Genomic DNA, 23,735 nt, shown 5'->3' on the forward strand with positions numbered 1-23,735 from the left:
GTAAACGACTAACTTGATCATCGGAAAGGTTGATGTGTTGTTTAACAGGTCTGATATCTGATTTCATAAAATATATCCTTTTTTGAATTGATTATATCAGAATATAAAAGTGAGAGCTACACTCCACTAGTTTTTTAATAATAAGAATGTCCAATTGTTATCTTTTGGCATCTTTTGCTATTTAAATAAATTTACTTTACGACTATCACAGCAATGTTTATATCACTTTTTCACCTTTCAACATTCAGATATTATCTAAAAAAGTGTCGTCATGTTTAATATTGACGGCACTTTTCCTATTTATAAAAATAAATTTGAGAAATTTTTATGAGTTATCATTTTTGCCATATAGTGACATATTGGTTTGCTAAGATTTAGCAGTAAATAAATGTTATTGGAGGATATGATTTTGAAGAAAATGATTAAGTATATGGGGATTACTGCTGCTACATTGTTGGCCGTTGCACCAATTGCTATGCCAGTTATTAGTTCAGCTACTGAAACTACTGTTAAAGCTGATGCAGCTAGTGGGGTTAGTCAAGCTGATGTTCAAAAGTGGTTAGGTGAAGTTAAGAATCAAGTTACTATCAAGTCTGGAAACAATCTTGTGAGAAGTGAAGATATGGAAATGGGATATGTCATGGGTTCTGATGGTATTTTTAGTTATGGAACTGATCAATTAACTCCACAAAGTCCTGTTTTTGATAGATATGCTGACGCATCTAAGAATTTAACAAATGATTTATTTGCTAGTTTTAATGACAATGCTAATGGTGATGATTTATTCTTTAACAACCGTAATATTGGGGTTCTTATGACAGCCACTGCTAATGATGGAAGCATTTCTGGAAACTTAAAGCCAGCAGATATTAATAAAGTATTGCAAAGTGGAGTCAGCGTTACTTTCCATTTAAAGCTTGCTTATGTAGCTGGAGAACCAAAAGGCAGTGACTTTTATGGTAATGATGCTACTCCTACTATCTTGGGTTCGAAAGATGTTGTTGTAAATGTTGGTACAGGTTCTGAAAGTACTGGAAATCAAAACAATCAAAAACCATCAAGTGGAATCAACTATGATGGAATATACTCAACAATAGTTAATGCCAAGTTATATGATGGAAACGGTAAAGTTACTTCTGCTACATTGCCAAAGAATTCACTTTGGAAAATTGATAGAAAATTAACAGTCGATGGTACAACATATTATCGTGTTGCTCCAAATGAATGGATTAAGGAAAACGATGGTATTGAAATTTTTCCAGATGTTGCAACTATAACGACTAGCAGACAAGCAAAACTTTATACATCTGCCGGCAAAGTAATCACTGACCGTGTTTTGGCTCCAAACACTTCATGGTATACAGATAGAGTTGGTATAGTTAATAATGAAAATATGAGACGTGTCGCTACTGATGAATGGGTTTCATTTAATGATTTGACACATTCGAATGAACCAGTTAATGGGGCCAATTAAACCATGAAATATATTAGTTTAAAATCAAAAAAAAGACTGACTGTTTGCATGATGTCATTAGGTTTGCTAGGAGCTTTAAGTCCAGTTTTAGTGGCAGGCTTGGATGCACAGACAGTTAATGCTGAGTCTCTTGACTATAACTTTGACCCAGATGAGGTTGGTCCTGTGGCTATTCCAATGTATGTAAATGTCGATGGACAAGAAAAAGATGTTGAGACATTAGACTATGTTTGGATTTCAAAAGTTGGTGGAATGAAAACTATTAAAGCACCATTGGTAGATAAACATGTTGCAAATCCAAGTACAATTACGGTTTTACGAACGACCACCGGATTAAGAGTGCTACAAGCACCAACTTATACTCCAAGTGATCCAAAGTTGGCTCCTAAAACTGCGACGATAGAAGAACGTAAGTTAGATATTACTGTTAGAAATGACAATGGAGATTTTTGTCCTTTGGTAGCTTTTTCTACAAAAACAGGGGAGATTTATAATTTATCAGACAGAGCTTTAGGAAATAATACTGATTGGTATTCTGATAAGGTTAAAACTTATGATGGAGCCCAATATTACCGTGTTGCGACAAATGAATGGGTTAAAGATATATACTTCCATGGCGGGAGTAGTATTTAATCATAAAATCATTGTTTTCCGAAAATTTACATGCAAACTGATTAAATTATACAAAATATAATTCTGGGGGGCTTAAATTAATGAAGACTGTAAAAAATTTAATTGTAGGGATGGCCTTATTAGCCTCCGCTACTGGAGCAATGTTGTTCTCGCAAAAAGATGCTGACGCTGCTAAAGTCGCTAGTGTTAATGATAATGTCGCTCGTCTGTATCGTGAAGATGGCAAGCTAATTACTGACCGTGCTTTGGGTCCCAATAGTAATTGGTTAGTTGGTAGAATTTTTACCCACAATGGTGATACTTATTATCAAGTTGCTACTAAAGAATATTTAAAAGCTAATACTGCTAAAAGGTTATATGATAATACGAATCCTTCATTGAATTACACGCCTAATATTCAACGTATTAATCAATATTTCATCAAGTATCTTAATGCTTTGCATGCTGCTAATGGTACTCCGATGACTACGACAACAGCTGACATGTTTGAGTACGCTAATCATCGTGCCTATCAACAAGTTGGCGATACCATGGATCATTCGACTAGACCTAGAGAGACTGAAGAAAATCTTTATGGTTTTGGCTATGATTATATTTTGAAATGGGGTCAACGAGTTAATATGACTTCTGATCGGGATGTTGCATTTTATCTTCTTAAAGAATGGTATGATGATGATATTAATTTATGTGCTACAGCTGGTCAGGTAGGCCATTTTGGTCATCGAGCTGCTTTAATTTATACTGGTACGCCCGCTGCAATTGGAATGGCGGATAATTCTATTGCACTTAGTGCTGAATGGACAACTGATTATGATGGATTTATGAGTATTTACAATTATACTGGTTCAAATCCAAATACAAAATTCATTTCAAAAGACGTTGTTCCAGAATAACCAAAAAGGTCGACTTCTCAATTTGAGAAATCGACCTTTTTTTAGTATCTAATTTTAATTAAATTCAACTGGATGCTTGTCAGTCAAAGCTTTAGTACGTGCATCCAATTCTTGAAGTTTTTCAGGATCATCGTGATACTTAATCGCATCAACAATAATATGTGCTACTTCTTCACAGTCTTCTTCGTCAAACCCTCTTGAAGTAATTGCAGGAGAGCCTAGACGAAGGCCAGATGTCAATTTAGGAGGCAATGGATCATTAGGAATGGCTTCTTTATTGGTTGTGATATGAATACTATCGAGCAAGTTTTGAACTTCCATACCATTCAAGTCACAGTCAGTTAAAACGACATTTAGCAAGTGGTTATCAGTTCCACCTGTTAAAACGGATAAATTATCCGCATCATTGATAACTTTTGCCATGGCAGCAGCATTCTTAATAACTTGTTCCATGTAAGTTTTGAATTCTGGTTGTAAGTCTTCACCAAAAGCAATGGCTTTACCAGCAATTACGTGTTCCAAGGGACCACCTTGAGTACCAGGGAAGACGGCCGAATTAAGTTTCTTACCAAGCTCAGCTTTAGCCAGAATCATACCGCCACGGGGTCCTCTGAGTGTTTTATGAGTAGTTGTAGTAACAATATCGGCAACTCCAACTGGAGTAGGGTGTAATCCAACAGCAACGAGTCCGGCAATGTGTGCCATATCAACCATCAAATAGGCACCGACTGAGTCAGCAATTTCACGGAATTTCTTGAAATCGATAATTCTACTATATGCAGAAGCACCCGCAACGATAAGTTTTGGTTGAACTTCTTCAGCAATTTTTTGGACATCATCGTAGTCAATTAGACCTTCAGCGTTAACACCATATGAATGGAAGTTATACATTTTACCTGAGAAATTAACTTTTGAACCATGTGTTAAGTGACCTCCAGCGTTCAAATCCATACCTAAAACTGAGTCACCGGGCTTTAAAACGGCTTGGTAAGCAGCAGCATTAGCTTGTGAACCTGAATGTGGTTGAACATTGACATAATCAGCATTGAATAATTTCTTAGCTCGGTCAATTGCAATTTGTTCGACTTGATCGATGTATTCACAACCACCATAGTAGCGGTGCCCAGGATAACCTTCAGCATACTTGTTAGTTAAAACTGAACCTTGGGCTTTTCTTACATTGTCAGAAACGATATTTTCAGAAGCAATCAATTCAATATTTCTATTTTGTCGATTTTCTTCCTTCTCGATTAGATCAAAAATTTCCTTATCACCTGTACTGTATTGCACTACGATCATCTCCTAATAATTATTGTCTAAAGCTTGAAAGACGAAAAATTGATATAACCGTTGTTGTTAAATACCTAGAGTTAATTTATTTAAATATTCAGGATTTTTCGTTTTATTATTCCTTCAATTAAAAAAACAAACTAGTTGGAAGAGCTGAGAGTATTCATTTGCAGCAATTGAATACTCTCAGCGCTGGAAACGGCATATTTAACTAAACTTTCAACCTTTAGTTATTGTTAACTACGCTGGTACCATCACTATAATTAATCTTGACACCTTTTTCAACGTTGAAAATGTAAACGTTAAAAGAAATTCCATTGTCAGGCTGACCGCTATTTGTCAACGATTCAGCCATCATTTGAACCCCTCGAGCAACTAATTCATTACCACGATATATCGGCTTGACGCGATACCTAATGAAATTATTAGGATTTTGCTTCATGTAATAAGCAATATCGTTTTCATGCTTAAGCATCTCAGGAGAGTTCAGTGAACGAGTTCCAGTCATCAAATTTTTAGGATTATTGTTCTGTCCTGTCAATTGATAACCAATTAGGTGCGAACGATTATATAGCCATCCGCCGTTGATCTTCTTATTGTGCCAACCGGTTGGATTGACATAAAGAGGTTCACGTTTTGCAGTAGGCATCAAACTTTTACTCAATAATGCATCGGCCTGAATAGCCCGATTGAGATTGTCCAAGTCAGCGAAACGTTGCCAAGGACCTTGAGAGACATTTAGTTCGGTTTTTGTGAAAGTAGGCGTATTGTTGTTAACTTCAATTTCTTGGTCAGTCTGATAGTTTAAATTGGCCAAATTAGAGCTAGATGATGTGGTCGTTTTCTCCACCTGACGTGGATTATCACCCGGACTAATTCCATTGTTCTGGTAGGATTCGTAAACACCTGAACCTCCAACCACAACCAACAAAAGTCCCAAAGAAACTAAGCGTCGATGAATTCGACGTTTGGGTTTAACCATAAAAGTTGTAAACAAGATGATTGCACCCAAAACAACAAGTAACAACATATACATATAAATATCCCCCCACTACGAAGATTAATTATCTTCATTTTGATTTTATCATAAATTTTCAGAAATCTTGAACAATATTTACTGCGAATGGAGATTTAATTCGTATATTGGGGTACGTCGCCTAAATATAATTGGTAGGTGTTTAAGATAATTTGAATAGAAGTTTGATGTTATGTCCAAAATGTAAAATCATTGAAAATAAATATGTTGTCTAAAGAGACGACAAATAAAAAAGAAGCTGAAAATATCTCGGCCTCTTTTATTTTTATTGAAATGTCTTTTTCAAAGCTTCGATTCGTTTATCCAATGGTGGATGGGTATCGAATAGTCCTGAAAAATGTTTTTTCTTAGTAGGATCGTCAATGTACAAAGCGGCACTGGCATCGTCAACTCGTTTCATAGGCTTGGTACTTTCCTCTAGTTTTCCCAAAGCGTTGATCAATCCTTGAGGATTTCTAGTCAATTCGGCACCGGAAACGTCAGCTAAATACTCTCGATTTCTGGAGATTGCCATCTGTACTAAGCTAGCAATCAATGGTCCGATAATGGCAAAGATGAGGCCAACTAACCACAAGACAATTCGGATTGCTCCAGAATTATTATTATCACGGTCATCATCTCGCATTGGAATCCACCAACGATAGGCGTTACCGATAATGGAACAAATTAAAATTATCGCTGATGACAAAGCTACGGAAATAGTTGAGACACGAATGTCGTAATTTCTTATGTGGGAAATTTCATGTGCTAAAACGCCCTCAAGTTCCTCACGGTTCATCATCTTGTATAAGCCGCTAGTAACAGCTACTGCTGAATGCTGCGGGTCCCGGCCAGTGGCAAAGGCATTAGGGCTCGGGTCATCAATAATGTAAATATCTGGCAAAGGAATATCGGCTACCATCGAAAGATCTTCGACAATATGCCAAACATCTGGAGCATCTTTCGCTGAATTTAGCTTTCTTGCACCGTTCATTTGCATTACGATACTAGTAGACTGAAAATAAGTAATTAGTGTGTAAACAATCGCAATGACGAGAGCAATGGCTATTCCCGAGTAGAGATTGTCAAAGAAGTAGAGTCCTAAGAAACTACCAATAGCGGCTAGTATCAAAAAGAAGACGAAGAATATCAAGTAGGTTTTACGTTTATTACGATCAATTTGCTCGTAAATCATAAGTTACCTCGATTAAAACTTAACCTTAGGTGCTTCTTTGTCAACATCAGGAATTTGCAAGAAATTCATTTCTTTGAAGCCGTGAATTCCAGCAATGATGTTACGAGGGAACGTTTGGATGGCTGTATCGTAAGCCTGTACTTGACTATTGTATGCTTGACGTGCATATGAAACTTTATTTTCAGTGTTTGAAAGTTCTTCCATTAATTGAGAGAATTCTTGGTTAGCTTTAAGATCAGGATAGTTTTCTGCCAAAGCAAAGACTTGTCTCAAGGCACCAGTCAATTCATTATCAGCATCAACCTTGTCTTGTAATGAGTTAGCGCTGTTAACGTTATTTCTCATTTCAACAACACGTGCCAAAGTTTCCTTTTCATGAGTAGCATATCCTTTAACAGTTTCAACTAAGTTAGGAATCAAATCAGTACGACGTTTTAGTTGAACGTCGATTTGTGAACTGAACTCACGAGCACGGTTGCGGTATTTAACAAGACTGTTGTACATGCCAGCATAGGCGGCGATTATTACTAAGATGACAACAATTATTATTATTGTATTCATTTAAATCTCCTTCTTTTCTTAATGGCTATATTTTACCATATTGCCAGTTTGGTAGTATAACACGTAGTGCTGTTAATAGTTGGTTTTGATTACTAAAAGGATACTAGTCTGAATATTTCTCGACTCCGGAGACGGAATACTTAATCATAACGAAGGACACTAGTATTAAATTTATGAGTTTATCATTATTGCTTTTTTGAAAAATAATTTATAATTAAATATGAGGAAGGTCGCTTATCTGTAGGTTTCATAGGTGAATATATTATGAAGAAAATCTTTCTACCTGTTTTAATGCTTCTAGCCGTAATTTTGGGAAGCATGCCCGTGACTGTTTCTGGTGATGCGACGGTTGACGCCACAGTTGGTAGTCAATTGGACCAAAACATTGATGGTTTGCTCAATCAAAAAGGCTTTTCAGGAAGTCTGTTGGTTGTTAAAAATGGCAAACCTGTTTATCAAACTAGTCGTGGATATTCTAACTTTGCTAATGGTCTTAGCAATCAAAAAAATACGGCTTATGAAATTGATTCAGTCCAAAAGACTTTGACTGCAGCCCTGGTTATGAAAGAAGTTCAAAGGGGTAAGTTAAGTCTCAAAGATAAGTTGAGTAAATTTTATCCAAGTATTCCTGGTAGTAAAAAAATAACTATTAGACAAATGCTTGATATGACTTCAGGACTTGTTTTAAGTGAAGTTGGACCTGATCAAATTTTACCTGATTCAGATATCATCGCAGCTGATATCAACAGTATTCATTTCTCAGAATTGTCATATAAGAAGTGGAATTATCAACCGGTTAATTTCAATTTACTCAGTGGGATATTGGAACAAGTAACTGGCAAGTCGTATCAACGGCTGTTTACAAAGGAATATATTAAAAAATTACATTTAAAGCATACGATTTTTGCTTATGACGAAAAACCTGGTGTTGATAAAGCAGCCGGTTATAATAATACTGACCCGTTGTCAGCTCGGTTGGATTATAAAAATGCCTTCTATACGAAGAAATTTTTCGAATTCGATGAACTTGGTACAGGACAAGTCTATATGAGTGTTAACGACTTATATAAAGTTGAAAAGTATATCATGCGTGGCAAGATGTTATCCAAGAAGTCACGTAAGATTCTGTTCAAAAAGGGTAGCGTCAGCACTTATGGTGGCGGTATGTATCATGGCAAGAATGATAACTTCGCTAATGGCTGGGGTTACGGCTTCCAAGGGATTGTCCACATCTCTAATAATGGTAAAGACGCCGTGATCTTATTGGAAAATTATTCCCGTATAGCAGCGGATGCAAAGCCGGTCGCTAAGCAAATTTATAACATGATTGAAAGTGAATGAAAATAAAGCTGGTAATTTGGATGAAAAGCCTGTATTATTAGTTGTGCAGGTAAAGCCTACCTGTGAATTAAAAATGGTTGCTTTGCACATTCCAAAGATTTCTGTAAAGTAATCTAAAGCACTACGTCTAGGATGATGTAGTGCTTTTTCTTTACCCTAAATTTGAGTTATTTGTCTCTTTTAAAAAAAAGTTGTACGTTAATATTAGTTTATTGAGGAGGGACATGTTTATGTATAAATTAAATGATGGTCAACAGATTCCTGATTTTGGATTTGGAACTTACAAATTAAATGGTCGAACAGGTGTGCAAAGTATTGTATCGGCAATCAATAATGGATATACAATGATTGATACGGCTTATAATTATGAAAATGAAGGTACGGTTGGACGTGCTATTTCTGAAAGTGGCATTGATCGTGATAAATTAACTGTAACTTCTAAGTTACCCGGACGTTATTATGCTTATGATGACGCTATCACCGCGTTACAAGAATCACTTTATCGGGCACATTTGGATTATTTTGATCTGTATCTTTTGCATTGGCCTAATCCTAAAAAAGGGATGTATGTTGAAGCTTGGCAAGCATTGATTGATGCCCAAAAATTTGGATTAGTTAAGTCGATTGGAGTTTGCAACTTTTTGCCAGAACACTTAGAAAAACTTCAAAAGGAAACTGGAATTTTACCTGCCATTAACCAGATTGAATTGCATCCATATTTTAATCAAAAGAGTATGCGGGATTTTGATCATGATAACGGTATTGTAACGATGGATTGGAGTCCCCTTGGACGAGCTAGTGCGGTTCTTAAAAATCCACTATTGACTGCTTTAGGTGAAAAATATCATAAATCAGTTGGTCAAATTATTTTGAGATGGGAACATCAATTGGACACAATTCCGATTCCTAAGTCAGCATCACCTGTCAGACAACGTGAGAATATGAATATTTTTGATTTCGAAATTTCAAATATTGATATGGAAAAAATCAATGCATTGACGAAATCAGATGGTCGTAATAAGGATCAAGACCCTGCTGTATATGAAGAATTTTAAAAATGAGAGTGATATTTGAGTTTATCTCAAATACCACTCTTTTTAAATTTTGTCTCAAAATATGATAAAAAACGAATCAAAAATTCACTAAAAAATCACACTGTTACTATTGCATCTAATAGGTAAGAGAACTATATTTTAGGTGTAAGCAGTTACATAATGGAAGCTAATTTAATCAAGAGGTGGTTCTTATGTATAGAAGTAATGGTAATTATGAAGCATTTGCAAGACCAATCAAACCAGAAGGTGTTGACAATAAGTCAGCATACATTGTCGGATCTGGTTTAGCTGGATTGGCAGCAGCATCATTCCTTGTACGTGATGGTCAAATGAAAGGTGACAAGATTCATGTCCTCGAAGAACTCGCTCTACCTGGTGGTAGTATGGACGGTATTTGGAACGAGCAAAAAGGTTATATCATCCGTGGTGGTAGAGAGATGGAACCTCACTTCGAAACCCTTTGGGATTTGTTCAGATCAATTCCATCATTGGAAAATCCTGATGCCTCAGTTTTGGATGAGTTTTACTGGTTAAATAAGAAAGATCCAAGTTTCTCACACGGTAGAGTTATTCAAGATGAAGGTAAAGAATTGCCAACTGAAGGTGATTTGACTTTGACACCTAAGGCCGTGCAAGAATTACTTGATCTTGTTATGACACCTGAAAAGGATTTGGGCGACAAGAAAATCAATGAAGTCTTTACTGACGAATTTTTGAACTCAAACTTCTGGCTCTATTGGTCAACAATGTTTGCTTTTGAACCATGGGCAAGTGCTATGGAAATGAGACGTTACTTGATGCGTTTCTGTCATCATATCGACTCACTATCAAACCTATCATCATTGAGATTTACTAAATATAATCAATACGAATCATTGATTCAACCAATGATTAAATATTTGGAAGATAAAGGTGTTCAATTTACATACAATACTCATGTTGAGAACATCAAAGTTGATACATCAAATGGTTCCAAAGTTGCTACAGAAATCGATATGACAACCGATGGCAAAGACAGTACAGTTGCTTTGACAGAAAATGATTTAGTCTTTGTTACAAATGGTTCAATTACTGAAAGTTCAACAAATGGTGACAAGACTCACCCAGCACCATTGGAGCATGAATTGGGAAGCAGCTGGTCACTATGGGAAAACTTAGCTAAGCAAGATAAGGCTTTTGGTAATCCAGATGTCTTCTGCAAGAATATTCCCGAAGCAAACTGGACAATTTCTGGAACAATTACTCTGACAGATGATGAAGTTACACCATATATCGAAAAAATCAGTCAAAAAGATCCACACAGTGGTTCAATCGTTACAAGTGGACCAGTAAGTATTAAAGATTCTAACTGGTTATATGGATACTCAATCAGCCGTCAAAAGCACTTTAAGAGACAAAAAGATAACGAATTAGTAGTTTGGGTATATGGACTATTCTCAGACAAACCTGGTAATTTCGTTAATAAGAAGATCACGGAATGTACTGGTGATGAATTATGTGAAGAGTGGCTATATCACATCGGTGTTCCAACAGACAGAATTAAGGACATTGCTGAAAACCATGCCAACACAATTCCAACATACATGCCATATATCACATCATACTTCATGCCTAGAAAGGTTGAAGATCGTCCATTAGTAGTTCCAGCAGGTTCAAAGAACTTAGCCTTTATTGGTAACTTTGCTGAAACAGAACGTGACACCGTCTTTACAACTGAGTATTCAGTCAGAACAGCTATGGAAGCCGTTTATACATTGCTAAACGTTGACCGTGGTGTTCCAGAAGTATTCGGCTCAGCATTCGATGTTCGGACATTGATGAGAGCAATTTACTACTTGGATGGTAAGAAGAAGATTGAAGATATCAAGTTGCCATTTAAGGAACGTATGGTTGAAAAGAAAGCTATGGAGAAAGTCCATGGTACATATATTGAAGAGTTATTAAAAGATGCACATTTGCTTTAGAAAATGATAAAACCACGAAATCATTAGATTGATTTCGTGGTTTTTTTTGTCTAGAAATTTGATTAGATAATTTTTTTTAATCAAATCATTAAATTAAGTTGCTATAAAGAGCTATGCTACAATAGCCCCAAATATTGTTTGGAGGAAATAATAATGAATATTATTATTGTAGGCAACTCTGGTACAGGCAAGTCAACATTATCAAAAAAGATTGCAAGAATCACTGATTATCCATTGATGCATCTTGATGTTCTTTGGCATACAACTGATTACTCAGATACTGCGAAAGCATGGTTTATTCAGCGACAGCAATTATTTATGAATCAAAAAAATTGGATTATCGACGGGAACTACTCTGGAACTATGGGCTTACGAATTTCTCAGGCTGATATTATTATTTGGTTAAAGTTAAATAGGACAAGGGCGTTAATCAGAGTATTAAAGCGTTCTTTAATATTTCGATTGGATAAGGGCAGTAGATTAGGGATGGCCGAACAATTCAATGAACATTTGGATAGAGATTATTTGGATTTTTTGAAGAATGTATTGTCTTATGATGAAGCCAGAATAAAAGGATTGATTGAGCAATACAAAAAGGCCGGTGCAAAGGTTATAGTGCTAACTAATTCCAGATCAAAAAGATTGTTTCTTAAAATATTTCCAACCTAAAGGAAGCTAAATTATAGCATCCTTTTTAACTTTCTCTTTTTAGTCGAAATATGTTGTCCATTGCTTTGAATGATGACAGTTAAAGGCACGTGTAAAGTCATCCGGCATGTTACGAGCAAGCGATAAGTTCAATTTCAAGGCTTCATCAAGTGAGAAGTATTTGACGTCGGATGTTTCGACACCACTATGAATATCATTTTCTTCAGGAGTACATTCAAAGAACAATTTATAAACATAATTCAAGTTCTTCTTTGGATAATGATTTTTCTGCATATCTTTAATTGAAATCATTTTTAAAGGTGTTACTCTGATACCAGCTTCTTCAAAGGTTTCCTTGACAGCAATGTCAGCCGCAGAATAACCAATATCACCCCAACCTCCAGGGATGGACCATTCACCACTACTTTTTTCTTTAACTAGTAGTATTTTGTCGTCCTTGAAAGTAGCTGCACGTACATCAATTTTTGGTGTTACATAGCCCGTGTCGGCGTCAAAAAAAATATGTAGTTGTTCAGGAGTAACATTATTGGCCAGTTTTGTAGTCAATTTTTTGGCAACAACTTCCAATTGGTCATATCGTTCACGGTCAAAAACATCCTTGCTGTAATGTTTTCCAGTCTGGGCAATTGCTTGAAGCTGTTCGATTAATTGTTCAATATCATCCATTGTTATTACCATCCTTTAATGCGGATTATAACATTATTGGATTTTTAAAAGAACGCTTTCATTAATTAACAGTTTCGTATGAACGTTCATGAATGAAAGCATTGAAAATATCGTAGCTCTTTATTGCGAGTTGGGTATTGTTTTGCTTGATAACCTCAGTGATATTTGCCATCAAGTAGAGACTATTGATCAGCATGAAGTGAGATTCATTTTTAATTATATAGTTGATACCGTGTTCAATTGTTTCAATCGCCAAATCCAATTTAGAAAGTTGAAAGTACGATAAGGCAGCCATATAGAAGATTAAATTAAAGTTCTCATCATATTCTTTTTTTGAAAGGTTACTGAATGCTAAGTTGATCTGACGTATTGTGGAATTTTTGAAACCTTGTTGAGCATAAACGTAGCCCAAAGCAATATTGCCCAAACGAGTTAAAGTACTTTGATTTCGGCTGCGTCCAGCACTCGCAAGTGACAACTTTAAAAGTTCTTTGGCGTTGTCATATTTGTGATCCAGTTTGAGAGCACAGAGCGCTAAATAGAAATAATATGCCTGTGTTTGTTTGTTAGTTTGAACGGTTTCTAAGACAGTTGGTCGATTAAGAAAGTTTTTTAATTGAAGATATTCTTGTGCTTGATAATATTCGCTAGCTTTTCTATTAAAATAACTTTCCTTACAAATGTTGAAATTACCAGCTAATGCCAAGTCGTCAAAAACGATGGATAATTTCTCACAAATATTGATTAACAATTGTGTACTGGGAATATACTTGTTGTGCTCGATTTCAGAAAGGGTAGATTGAGAACAAATATCCTCAGCCGTCTCAAGTTGAGATAGCTGTTGCTGTTGCCGAACTTCTTTTAAAATATCACCTAAATTATCCATATTTTTTACACCTACTATTATTAAATTCCTATAAGTAAATGATATAAAAGTAGTGTATATTTTCTGTTCAATTTATGTAAATGTTTGTAATGATTATGTAAATTTTCTGAAAAATACTATAATTGTCCTTTTTACAGATATTGGTAATTTTTAATGATAAATAAAAGTTGAAAGTGTAGGTAAGTATGCCGTTTCCAGAGCTGAGAGTATTCAATTGCTGCGCGGAACGGCCCGAGCCAAAGTACGGTCTCGAACCTCGGTTGAAGCCTCGCAAAACCCGCGAGTCTTCAACACGCCCGGTGGTGTAATTGCTAAAGCAATAACGCCATTTTCGCTGCAAATGAATACTCTCAGCTCTTCCAACTAGTTTATTTCATTATGGCAGGAACAATAAATAAAGACTTCTGATTATTCAAATAAATTAGCTTTGAGATTTTAACAACAATGATTAGATGTTTTTTTTATCGTTCAACCATTACATTATTAATAAAAAATCTGTTATCTCCAGAATGATTCGGATGTAACAGATTTTTTTGAATTTAAGTAATTTACAAATCACAATAAATGACAGAGTAATTGATCATGTCAGATATTTATTGCAATGAGAAACCTTGTTTCTTCAAAAATTCGGCAACGTCTGGGCGATGAACTTCCCTGAAAATTGCCAAGTTTTTATCAGTCCAAGAAGTGTCTGTGGGATTAGTCTTACGGTTGAGATAGTAATTTTTAACGGCATGATCATAAACTGTTAAATTGTTAAAATTTTCTGCATTATAAGTATTTGTAGCAACGTGGTTTTCCTTTGGCATTCGTGGTTTCAATTGATTTTTAGTTTCCGGGACGCCGACAGTCATTCCAAAAAGTGGGATTGTAAAGTCAGGTAAATGTAAAAGCTTGGCCACTTGAGCAATGTTGTTTCGTAAGCTGCCGATATAGCAGATACCTAATCCCATTGATTCGGCAGCGACTGCCATATTTTGAGCAGCAATCGCAGTATCAATAATTGAGACAATCATCGGTTCCATATTTTTAAGAGGTTCTAAACTCATTTCATGGTTTCTTATGATTGTGGCCTGACGATGTAAGTCTGCGACAAATATATAGAAAGTATCCGCTTTTTTAACATGTGGTGAGCTGATAGTTATATCCGATAATTCATTACGCAATTTTTTATCGGTGATTTCAATAATTGAAAATGCTTGGACGAATTCTGAAGACGAACCATGTAGGGCAGCAGCAAGTAAAGCATCTTTTTGTTCTTTGGTGATGATTTGGTCAGTGAAATCTCGAACTGAAACGTGTTGAAGCATATTTTCAATAGTTGGATTCATTTTTAAAACCTCTTTTTTACAATTTCTATTTCAGTAACAATAGAGTAACACTAGTTGTTAATTTTTTTGGGGAAAGTTTGGATTAAATATAGCTAGAAATTTTTAATTGCGCTATATTTTATTCACAAATAATAACCGTCATCCGGATGGACTCCGGTATTAAATAAACATAACTTTTGGTACACTTAAATCGCTACAAATTATCAATTAACGGTTCATCAAGCCAATTTAAATTTGATCAAAGGGGGAAGTAAATATGTTATTACTATTTTTATTATTGACTTTAGAATTTACGATTCTGTCATTCGTTCCTTTCATATATGCATTAGTTAAAAATCATAGTACTGGGTTAAGAATTCAGTTTCATGTAGTTGTTCAAGTAATATTATTTCTGTTAGCACTATTTTTCATCTATTTCGCCAATCCAGATCAGACCTGGAAAGTTGTTATTGAGTTCAACTTGTTAACGTTAGCAATATCAGCTGCGTTACATGGTGTTATTTTAACTTTTTCTAATAATATTATTCATCGAGATGGTTCCAATCGTCGCGATGTTTCACAACCAGGTTTTAAAATTGCTGGAAAGTTTCTAACCATAACGGTGGGGGCTCTAGTAGCTTTAGGCGTTATGATTTTGATTATTATGGCGGCTGGATATGCGACAACAAAGTCAGTTGCAAGGATTACTAACGTTACGGAGACTGCAACTACAAAGAAAGCTCCAATGCCTGTGATTAATTCACAGAGTAAGGAAGTTCCTGTAGTTAATTCCTATAAAACAGTTCGTAATCAGATGCAAAATTCACTCTCAAATGTCCCAGATTCTAACGTATATTCATTAAATCACGCGAGAGTTCAATTTTATCACGGAAAATTAGTTTATATTTCACCATTGGATTTCGATGGATCATTTTTCCGTTATAACCATTATAAAAAAGTACCGGGATATTTCATTGTTGATGCAACGTCAAAAAATGCTAAGCCACAATTTGTACGAAAGAGTATGCGTTATACACCTTCAGCATATTTTGGTCATGATGCCTCACGTAAAATTTATGCTTCAATTGTTGGTCGGGGTTTAGTTATATCAGGTAGCGCACCACAGTTGGAAATTAATGAATCAGGTCATCCATATTATGTTCAAACATTGTACAAACAGTATGGTCTCTCAAATCGAAAGGATTATCGTAAGATTTATGTTGCCGTTTTGGACTCTGTCTCAGGTAAAGTAAATGTTTATAAGCAAGGGGCGGAACCTAAATGGGTCGACGTAACCTTTGATCCAAACATTGCCAGTGATAAAGTTTATTCTTATGCTGCAGAACGAAACGGCTGGTGGAATGCTCATGGTTTTGGCGGTTCGCGTCTCGGCGTTATGAAATCAGTTGAAGGCGTTGGTACTGAAGGAAAAGATGATGTCTTTACACCAATTGCTTATAAGCACAACATTTATTACTTCACGTCAATGACTAGTAATAATCAGAAGCAGACTTCAGTTTTAGGTTACATGTATGTCAATGCTAAAACGGGTAAGACCTATTATTATCGTGAAGAGGCCGACGCAATGACGCCTAATCGGGCTGATAGTTTGGCAGAAAATCGAATGAAACAGACACAGTGGAAAGCTAATATGCCGTTGCTTTATCGAATTGACGGGAAGCCAACTTGGGTCGTTTCGATGATTGACGATAACGGGGCATTCATGTCATATGTTTATTTATTAGCAAATGGTAATGGAACTCAGGATACGGTTGCTGTGGGAACTGACGCCAAGTCAACGTTGCAGAAATACCGTAATCTGTTCAATTCCGATTTAGGTACTGCTAGTTCTTCATATTCGGGTAAAAAGCAACAATTCAATGGCACAGTCAAGCGAGTTGTTAAGGTTAATAACAGCGAAGTTGCCTTTTTAATGGATGGCAATGAAAATGTTTTCTATGCTTCAATCAAAGATTATCCTCGTAATATGTTTATTCAAAACGGAGATACAATCAGTTTTACTGGGTACAAGGATGGAAAAACTGTTGTCGTTGTGAAAGATATTAGTAATAGGAGTCTATAAAAAACTTTGAATCGGAAATTGCAATTCTTTCTTAAAGTTGACTAAAGGTTACAAGTTCTATATAGTATAAAATCCCCGTCATATCGGGGATTTTTTGTACAAAAATAGACATGAATCACTTCACATCTGTATACTTAAGGCGTCAAAACCAAATACACAAAGGAAGTTCATGTCCATGACTACTATACAATACAATGACCACAATATTCATGAATCTTTTAATTATTTTTCGAAATTGGTACACTTGCCAAAAATTATTCAAAAATCTAACATAAAAAAATCTCATGGAATTAAATCAGAACCACTGTTTGAATGGCTGCTTACAACGATTTTTAATCGTTATTCAATTTTTCGAAGAATACTGTTCGAAATTGTATCAACGATGTCCATACTAATTGGCAAAGAATGGTTCAGCAATCGTGAATTTTCAAAGAAAACGGAGTTACTTGCACGTGTTTTTGATCATGATAAACAGTGTTACCTCAAGGGGTTCCGTGCTTTAACGATCGGGTGGAGTGACGGAAACACTTTTTTACCAGTTAACTTTGCCTTGATGTCTTCATCAAAGACCTCAAATCTACATAGGTGGAATAAAACATTTTGATGGTCGTTCGCTGGCCGCGAAGCGTCGCCACCAGGCACAGCTTAAAATGACTGACGTTGTGCTTGAGTTAGTGAGGAATACAATAAAGTCCGGTATTAAGGCTAAATATGTCCTCTTTGATAGTTGGTATACTTCACCAAAGTTTCTATCAGAATTACTAAAATATAACCTATATAGTGTTTGTATGTTTAAAAAATCTAAGAAAGTTTATTTCAGGTACAGAAATCGTGGGATGGATGTAAAAACACTTTATGAAGTGCTATGTCGCAGTAAATATCCGACTAAATCAAACTACTTGTACAGTCCCGTTGTTCACTTCACTATCGACGGACATGACATGCCCGTCAAGCTGGTATTCGTGACCAACCGAGGTAGTAATAATAAATACTTAGTCCTAGGAACTACTAATACCGATATGGGTGTCAAAAATATCATCCAAATGTACGGACGTCGCTGGCAAATAGAAGGATATTTTAAAGTAGCCAAACAATATCTCCAATTCGATAAAACACAGATTCAGAATTACGATGGATTGTGTGGTCACATGGCTATGGTCATTCTGGGATACGATATATTGGCACTACATCAACGTGAAAGCGTTGATGATCGAACTATAGGGGATCTATTCTATGAATTTGGTCGACTAATGCCAGACATTAAAGTTGCGGATGCGCTTAGCTGGTTAATGAAAACAATTATTGGTCTAGCTAAGAAACTAAATATGACTACCGAAATTCTCGACACCATTTTCGATGAGTTTATAAAAACATTACCAAGTAATCTTGGAAGACTACTTGGTAATGTTTAGAAAGCAAAAATACCAATTTTTTACACTCTAGCCTTTTAGTATCAACGGTTAGGGTCTGTTTCTGTACTTGTAACCTTTAGTAATAAAACTAAATAAGCTATCAATCCATTTTTATAATAGGTCGATAGCTTATTTTTTTGTTTTTAGTTAATTTAACTAGTATCCTGCTTCCACACCTATTATTTTTGACTACCAAATTGACACCATTTTGACTACCAAAACTGTGAAATCATATGAAATGATATAAAATTAAAAGCCAATAAAAAAGCTGTCATACCAGGCTTTTTCAACCGATATGACAGCAAGTGAAATACTAAAAATCACCCGTATGGGAATCGAACCCATAACTCCACCTTGAGAGGGTGGCGTCTTAAACCATTTGACCAACGGGCAATTAAAACAACACTCATAATTTTAACTGTAAACAGTGCTTTCTGTCAATATGAATATTGCAATTATTATTAATTATTTTTTGGCATCCTTGGTTTTGATAATTAACACGTAAATTAGCATACCAATTAGGACAATTGTGTAGATGGCACTGGCAAAACCAGCATATTCCATAATAATCCAGCCTGTGACTCGTGCACTGGCAATTAATAGCATTGATAACACACCAAACATTACAATGCGGCGTAGCAGATCCTGATAAACCTCATTAAATTTCTTCTGATTATTTCTCACAATAAAATTACTCCTGTCGTAATGGCACCGCCCAGAATAGCCAAAAAGTTATTTAAAAAGTGGACAGTAATATCTGCTTTGATATTTTTTGTTCTATAATATACACCTGCTAAAACAATTCCCAGCAAGATTTTCGATAATGCATAAATCCAATCAGTGTCTGCAGAGAAGGGGGCATGTACGTATCCAAATAAGAACCCGCTGATCAGAATCGACAGCAACGGTTTGTCAACGAAGAACCAGTTCATGAATATTCCCCGAAAAATTATTTCCTCTAGAATTGGAGCAACAAAAATAGTAAAGATTATTAAAATGACTATACTATTATTAGCAACTAATTTTAAGGCCTCAACGTTGTCGTTACTGCTGCGCATAAATGGAACAGTGGCGACGTTGATCAGCAGGGTTAAGACTGTAGCCACAACAATAACTAGCCATGTTTGTTTCGTAAATTTCTGGGTTGGAGCTTTGCGAATTCGTTTGAATACAAGAATAATTATAGTCGCTGAAATAATTAATAACAAAATTGTGGCGAATGGTGCGTACTTTTGATATGTAGGATAACTCGTCCCCAGCTCTTTTTTTGTTAGGGTTAGTATACTTAATGGTAATTGTTCCAGCAAAAATAGTCCTAAAAAGACTATAATGTGAAGTATAACTCTTATGGGATGATAATTATTATTTGTATTCTTCATGAAAATACCACCTTATTTGAGATAATTATTAGAATTTTTTGATAATTAGTGCTTTAATACTATAATGCTAGAGAGTTTTTTAAAGGGAGTGAATAAATGTTTAAGATTGCTAGAGGTAGGATTAATAGCTGGCAAGTTCTTGGTGCGGTCATTTTCATGATTTTCCAAGTTATTGCGACGCTATATATTCCTAACATTACATCTGACATTGTTAACAAAGGTGTTATCACTGGTGATACTAATTATATCGTAAGTGCCGGAATAAAGATGGTTATTGTATCACTTATAACTGTTGTTGCCGCTTTTGGGAATGTTTTGATGGCTTCGCAGGCCTCACAAGGATTGGGTCGTAAATTAAGATCTGATTTGTTTAAGAAGATATTAAACTTTACACATGATGAATTCGACAAGTTCGAAACTTCATCATTAACAACTAGAACAACCAATGATGTTGTTCAAATTCAGAACGTTATGATCATGATGTTACGTATGATGATCATGGCTCCAATTATGTTGATTGGTGCCAGTTTTATGGCTTATCAAAAAAATGCAGAAATGACTAAGATTTTCTTGATCTCCATTCCTGTTTTGATTGTTGTCGTAGGATTGGTAATGTATTTTGCTGTGCCATTATTCAAGGCAATGCAAAAGAAGACTGATCGTTTGAACTTGGTCTTTCGTGAAGGTTTAACTGGTGTACGTGTCATCAGAGCTTTCCGCCAAGATAAGTTTGAGCAAGATCGTTTCAAGGTTGCTAATGCTGATTATACAGACAACGCGGTTAAAGTATTTACAATCGTAGCTGTTATGTTTCCAGTTGTAACTTTGGTAATGAGTGGGACTAACGTTGGTATTACTTGGTTAGGTGCTCATTATATTGCTAATCAATCTATGGAAATTGGTAATATGATTGCATTCATGACTTATGCCATGCAAATTTTAATGAGTTTCATGATTCTTTCAATGGTTTTCGTTTTCGTTCCTCGTGCTTCAGCTTCGGCTGCTCGTATTCAGGAAGTTTTCGAAACAGAAAGTAAGATTGATGTCGTTGCTAAGCCTGCCAAAGTTGGTGAGGAAGCTTCACTTAGTTTCAATGATGTTAACTTTAGATATCGTGGCGCTGAAAATCTAGCTTTGGCCAATTTAAACTTTAAAGTCACAAAGGGTCAAACTTTAGCCATTATCGGTGGAACTGGTTCTGGTAAGAGTTCATTGATCAATTTGATTCCTAGATTTTATGATGCTGAAACTGGTGTTGTCAGTGTTAATGGGACTGATATTAAAGCATTGAGTACTGAAGATATTAACAGCAAAGTCTCAATGGTGCCACAAAAAGCCTTTCTATTCAAAGGTACAATTCGTGACAATATGATCTATGGTAAAGAAAGTGCGACCGATGATGAAATTTGGCACGCTTTGGAAATTGCCCAAGCCGCTGATTTTGTTAAGGATCTTGACGGTCAACTTGATGGTGAAGTTGAACAAGCTGGTGACAATTTCTCTGGTGGTCAAAAACAACGTTTGGCTATTGCTAGAGCGCTAGTTAAAGACGCCTCAATCTATGTCTTTGATGATTCATTCTCAGCACTTGATTTCAAAACTGATCTTAACTTGCGGACTGCTTTGAAGAACGATGAAAAAATCAGTCAAGCAGTTGTTGTTATTGTTGGTCAACGTATTTCAACTGTTGCTGATGCTGACCAAATTGTTGTCCTTGATGATGGTAAGATGGTTGGTCTTGGTACTCACCAAGAGCTAAAAGAAAATAATAAGACTTATCAAGAAATTATTGAGTCTCAATTAAAGGAGGTTAAGTAATGGCTGATAAAAAACCTCAATCCGCACCTTCAACTGGCGGACATGGTCCTGGTAGTCATGGACCTAACGTCGTTGTAAAGCCTAAGAATTTCTGGAAGACAACTGGTCGTTTGGCTAAATATATGTCAAGTTACGTAGTTGGTTTGATCGTTGTTTTAGCTTTGGCGATTGCTTCCGCCGTGTTCCAAATTAAGACTCCTAAGATTTTAGGACAAGCTACAACTGAGATTTATAAAGGTTTGATGACTGGTGTTGCACAACAAAAGGCCGGTATCAAAATAAATGGTTTGCCTATCAATTTCGATAAAATTGAACATATCATTGTAATTGTTATCTTGATGTACCTTGCTTCGGCAGCCTTTAGTTTTGTTCAACAATTCGTAATGACTCGTATTTCACAAAGAACTGTTTTCAAGCTAAGACGTGATTTGAAGTCTAAAATGCAAAGATTACCAATCGGTTATTATGATTCACATTCTAATGGTGATATCATGTCACGTGCGATTAACGATATGGATAATATTGCCGGAACATTGCAACAAAGTTTGACACAATTTGTAACTAGTACAGTAACTTTCGTCGGTGTTATTTGGATGATGCTTACAATTAGTTGGAAATTAACGTTAATTGCTTTGGCTACTGTTCCATTAAGTTTGATTGTTGTTGGTATCATTGCACCTCAATCACAAAAGTTTTTCAAACGTCAACAAGCCTCACTTGGCCTATTGAATAACCAAGTTGAAGAAAATTATTCTGGTCATGTGGTTGTTAAGAGTTTTAACCATGAACAAGAATCAATTGATGTCTTTGAAAAAGAAAATGCCAAACTATACAAGGCTTCATGGAAAGCACAAATGATTTCAGGTATTGTTATGCCTTTGATGATTTTTGTTAATAACTTAGGTTATGTTTTCGTTGCCATGTATGGTGGTATTCAAGTTGCTAACGGTAATATTGCTTTAGGTGATATTCAGGCATTCTTGCAATACATGAATCAATTTTCACAACCAATCGCCCAACTAGCCAATTTGACTAATACTATTCAAGCAACAGTTGCATCAGCTGAGCGTGTCTTTGAAATTTTGGATGAACCTGAAATGGATAATTCAACAGTTGATGTTCCTGAGGTTGATAATGGGGACAAGGTCACACTTGATCACGTTAAGTTCGGTTATGAAGGTCGTCCGATATTATTGGAAGATTATAATCTAAGCGTTAAACCTGGTGAAATGGTAGCAATCGTTGGACCAACAGGTGCTGGTAAGACAACTATTATCAACTTGCTAGAACGTTTCTATGACGTTAAGGGCGGTTCGATCAAGTTAGATGGTAAAGATATTCGTAATATGAGTCGTGAAGAGGTCAGAAGTCAGTATGCAATGGTTCTTCAGGATACATGGCTCTTTACGGGATCAATTTATGACAACTTGAAGTACAGTCGTGAAGATGCAAGCAAAGAAGATATTATTGCTGCGGCCAAAGCTGCCCATGTGGATAACTTCGTGCGTCAATTGCCTAAAGGCTATGACACTGTCTTGAACGAAGAGGCTTCTAATATCTCACAAGGACAAAGACAGTTGATTACAATTGCCCGTGCCTTTGTTGCTGATCCTGAAATTTTAATTTTGGATGAGGCCACTTCATCAGTTGATACTAGAACTGAATTACACATTCAACATGCGATGGAACGACTTTTGAAGAACAGAACAAGTTTCGTGGTTGCCCACAGACTTTCAACCATTCAAGATGCCGACAAGATAATCGTTATGAACCATGGTTCAATTGTTGAAACTGGTAATCATGATGAATTGATGGCAAAGAATGGCTTCTATGCTGATCTTTACAATTCTCAATTTGCTGGAAATGTTGCACTATAAAAATTTATATAAGTTGGAATGCCGATATGGTGTTTCAGCTTATTTTTTTGGTTCCGTCTCCAGGACTGAGAACATTTGTCTGCCATGTGGAACGGGCCGAGCTAAGGTCTCGTCCGAGGCTGCTGAAAAAGTCCATAAGATATTTATAATGTTTTTTAAGCATCCAGTTATGGGTGCTTTTTTGATATAATCCACTTAATGAGGTAGATGACTA

General features: G+C 35.9%; 19 protein-coding genes, 1 tRNA gene and 1 pseudogene. 11 read left to right on the top strand and 10 right to left on the bottom strand.

Annotated features, from left to right (window positions below; genetic code table 11):
• The first annotated feature begins 418 nt into the window (after nucleotides 1-418).
• From FFM71_RS12235 to FFM71_RS12245, 3 genes are all read left to right on the top strand, one after another.
• Nucleotides 419-1,474 (top strand): SLAP domain-containing protein, encoded by a 1,056-nt coding sequence (locus FFM71_RS12235; RefSeq protein ID WP_223876551.1) that lies wholly within the window; start codon nucleotides 419-421, stop codon nucleotides 1,472-1,474.
• A 48-nt stretch (nucleotides 1,475-1,522) separates the two neighbouring features.
• Complete coding sequence (locus tag FFM71_RS12240; RefSeq protein ID WP_137612443.1) at nucleotides 1,523-2,107, top strand: hypothetical protein; 585 nt, start codon at nucleotides 1,523-1,525, stop codon at nucleotides 2,105-2,107.
• 80 nt (nucleotides 2,108-2,187) lie between these two features.
• Nucleotides 2,188-3,000 carry a hypothetical protein gene (locus FFM71_RS12245; protein WP_137612444.1) on the top strand — a complete coding sequence of 271 codons (813 nt, stop codon included), beginning with the start codon at nucleotides 2,188-2,190 and terminating at the stop codon, nucleotides 2,998-3,000.
• A gap of 54 nt (nucleotides 3,001-3,054) precedes the next feature.
• Here FFM71_RS12245 and glyA read toward each other — a convergent pair whose 3' ends face one another.
• The 4 genes from glyA to FFM71_RS12265 form a co-directional block, all read right to left on the bottom strand.
• A complete protein-coding gene (glyA, locus tag FFM71_RS12250; protein ID WP_137612445.1) occupies nucleotides 3,055-4,299 on the bottom strand; it encodes a serine hydroxymethyltransferase in 1,245 nt (414 codons plus the stop codon).
• A gap of 217 nt (nucleotides 4,300-4,516) precedes the next feature.
• On the bottom strand, nucleotides 4,517-5,326 hold the full coding sequence (locus FFM71_RS12255; protein WP_137612446.1) for a DNA/RNA non-specific endonuclease: 810 nt from the start codon (nucleotides 5,324-5,326) through the stop codon (nucleotides 4,517-4,519).
• A gap of 265 nt (nucleotides 5,327-5,591) precedes the next feature.
• Nucleotides 5,592-6,500 carry a zinc metalloprotease HtpX gene (htpX, locus tag FFM71_RS12260; RefSeq protein WP_137612447.1) on the bottom strand — a complete coding sequence of 303 codons (909 nt, stop codon included), beginning with the start codon at nucleotides 6,498-6,500 and terminating at the stop codon, nucleotides 5,592-5,594.
• 12 nt (nucleotides 6,501-6,512) lie between these two features.
• On the bottom strand, nucleotides 6,513-7,061 hold the full coding sequence (locus FFM71_RS12265) for a LemA family protein (RefSeq protein WP_137612448.1): 549 nt from the start codon (nucleotides 7,059-7,061) through the stop codon (nucleotides 6,513-6,515).
• A gap of 264 nt (nucleotides 7,062-7,325) precedes the next feature.
• Between FFM71_RS12265 and FFM71_RS12270 the strand changes: the two genes are divergently transcribed.
• From FFM71_RS12270 to FFM71_RS12285, 4 genes are all read left to right on the top strand, one after another.
• Nucleotides 7,326-8,402, top strand: coding sequence for a serine hydrolase domain-containing protein (locus FFM71_RS12270; RefSeq protein WP_137612449.1), 1,077 nt, complete (start codon nucleotides 7,326-7,328; stop codon nucleotides 8,400-8,402).
• A 224-nt stretch (nucleotides 8,403-8,626) separates the two neighbouring features.
• On the top strand, nucleotides 8,627-9,457 hold the full coding sequence (locus tag FFM71_RS12275; protein WP_171000573.1) for an aldo/keto reductase: 831 nt from the start codon (nucleotides 8,627-8,629) through the stop codon (nucleotides 9,455-9,457).
• A gap of 191 nt (nucleotides 9,458-9,648) precedes the next feature.
• Nucleotides 9,649-11,421 carry an oleate hydratase gene (locus tag FFM71_RS12280; protein ID WP_137612451.1) on the top strand — a complete coding sequence of 591 codons (1,773 nt, stop codon included), beginning with the start codon at nucleotides 9,649-9,651 and terminating at the stop codon, nucleotides 11,419-11,421.
• Between the two features lie 153 nt (nucleotides 11,422-11,574).
• Nucleotides 11,575-12,090: a P-loop NTPase family protein gene (locus FFM71_RS12285; RefSeq protein ID WP_137612452.1), complete on the top strand. Its 516-nt coding sequence runs from the start codon at nucleotides 11,575-11,577 to the stop codon at nucleotides 12,088-12,090.
• Nucleotides 12,091-12,129: 39 nt separating this feature from the next.
• Here the strand turns inward: FFM71_RS12285 and FFM71_RS12290 are convergent, their stop codons facing one another.
• The 3 genes from FFM71_RS12290 to nfsA all read right to left on the bottom strand — a co-directional run bounded on the left by FFM71_RS12290 (nucleotide 12,130) and on the right by nfsA (nucleotide 14,973).
• Nucleotides 12,130-12,756: an NUDIX hydrolase N-terminal domain-containing protein gene (locus FFM71_RS12290; RefSeq protein WP_137612453.1), complete on the bottom strand. Its 627-nt coding sequence runs from the start codon at nucleotides 12,754-12,756 to the stop codon at nucleotides 12,130-12,132.
• Between the two features lie 61 nt (nucleotides 12,757-12,817).
• Nucleotides 12,818-13,642 (bottom strand): helix-turn-helix domain-containing protein, encoded by an 825-nt coding sequence (locus tag FFM71_RS12295; RefSeq protein ID WP_137612454.1) that lies wholly within the window; start codon nucleotides 13,640-13,642, stop codon nucleotides 12,818-12,820.
• Nucleotides 13,643-14,235: 593 nt separating this feature from the next.
• Nucleotides 14,236-14,973 (bottom strand): oxygen-insensitive NADPH nitroreductase, encoded by a 738-nt coding sequence (gene nfsA / locus FFM71_RS12300; RefSeq protein WP_137612455.1) that lies wholly within the window; start codon nucleotides 14,971-14,973, stop codon nucleotides 14,236-14,238.
• Nucleotides 14,974-15,229: 256 nt separating this feature from the next.
• Between nfsA and FFM71_RS12305 the strand changes: the two genes are divergently transcribed.
• Together FFM71_RS12305 and FFM71_RS12310 are read left to right on the top strand one after the other, a co-directional pair.
• Nucleotides 15,230-17,035, top strand: coding sequence for a hypothetical protein (locus tag FFM71_RS12305; protein WP_137612456.1), 1,806 nt, complete (start codon nucleotides 15,230-15,232; stop codon nucleotides 17,033-17,035).
• 175 nt (nucleotides 17,036-17,210) lie between these two features.
• Nucleotides 17,211-18,447 (top strand): annotated as a pseudogene (locus tag FFM71_RS12310) (IS4 family transposase).
• Between the two features lie 320 nt (nucleotides 18,448-18,767).
• Here the strand turns inward: FFM71_RS12310 and FFM71_RS12315 are convergent.
• The 3 genes from FFM71_RS12315 to FFM71_RS12325 all read right to left on the bottom strand — a co-directional run bounded on the left by FFM71_RS12315 (nucleotide 18,768) and on the right by FFM71_RS12325 (nucleotide 19,826).
• Nucleotides 18,768-18,840, bottom strand: a tRNA-Glu gene (locus tag FFM71_RS12315).
• A 72-nt stretch (nucleotides 18,841-18,912) separates the two neighbouring features.
• On the bottom strand, nucleotides 18,913-19,131 hold the full coding sequence (locus FFM71_RS12320; protein ID WP_057892662.1) for a hypothetical protein: 219 nt from the start codon (nucleotides 19,129-19,131) through the stop codon (nucleotides 18,913-18,915).
• Nucleotides 19,128-19,826, bottom strand: coding sequence for a CPBP family intramembrane glutamic endopeptidase (locus FFM71_RS12325; protein ID WP_137612457.1), 699 nt, complete (start codon nucleotides 19,824-19,826; stop codon nucleotides 19,128-19,130). Before FFM71_RS12325 ends, FFM71_RS12320 begins: the two co-directional genes overlap by 4 nt.
• A gap of 96 nt (nucleotides 19,827-19,922) precedes the next feature.
• Here FFM71_RS12325 and FFM71_RS12330 point away from each other — a divergent pair, with 96 nt between their 5' ends.
• Both FFM71_RS12330 and FFM71_RS12335 read left to right on the top strand, forming a co-directional pair.
• Nucleotides 19,923-21,644: an ABC transporter ATP-binding protein gene (locus tag FFM71_RS12330; RefSeq protein ID WP_137612458.1), complete on the top strand. Its 1,722-nt coding sequence runs from the start codon at nucleotides 19,923-19,925 to the stop codon at nucleotides 21,642-21,644.
• Nucleotides 21,644-23,521: an ABC transporter ATP-binding protein gene (locus FFM71_RS12335; protein WP_137612459.1), complete on the top strand. Its 1,878-nt coding sequence runs from the start codon at nucleotides 21,644-21,646 to the stop codon at nucleotides 23,519-23,521. The genes FFM71_RS12330 and FFM71_RS12335 overlap by 1 nt, the downstream gene beginning before the upstream one ends.
• Nucleotides 23,522-23,735 lie beyond the last annotated feature (214 nt).

This window comes from Companilactobacillus huachuanensis, from assembly GCF_005404815.1.
GTDB lineage: Bacteria > Bacillota > Bacilli > Lactobacillales > Lactobacillaceae > Companilactobacillus > Companilactobacillus huachuanensis.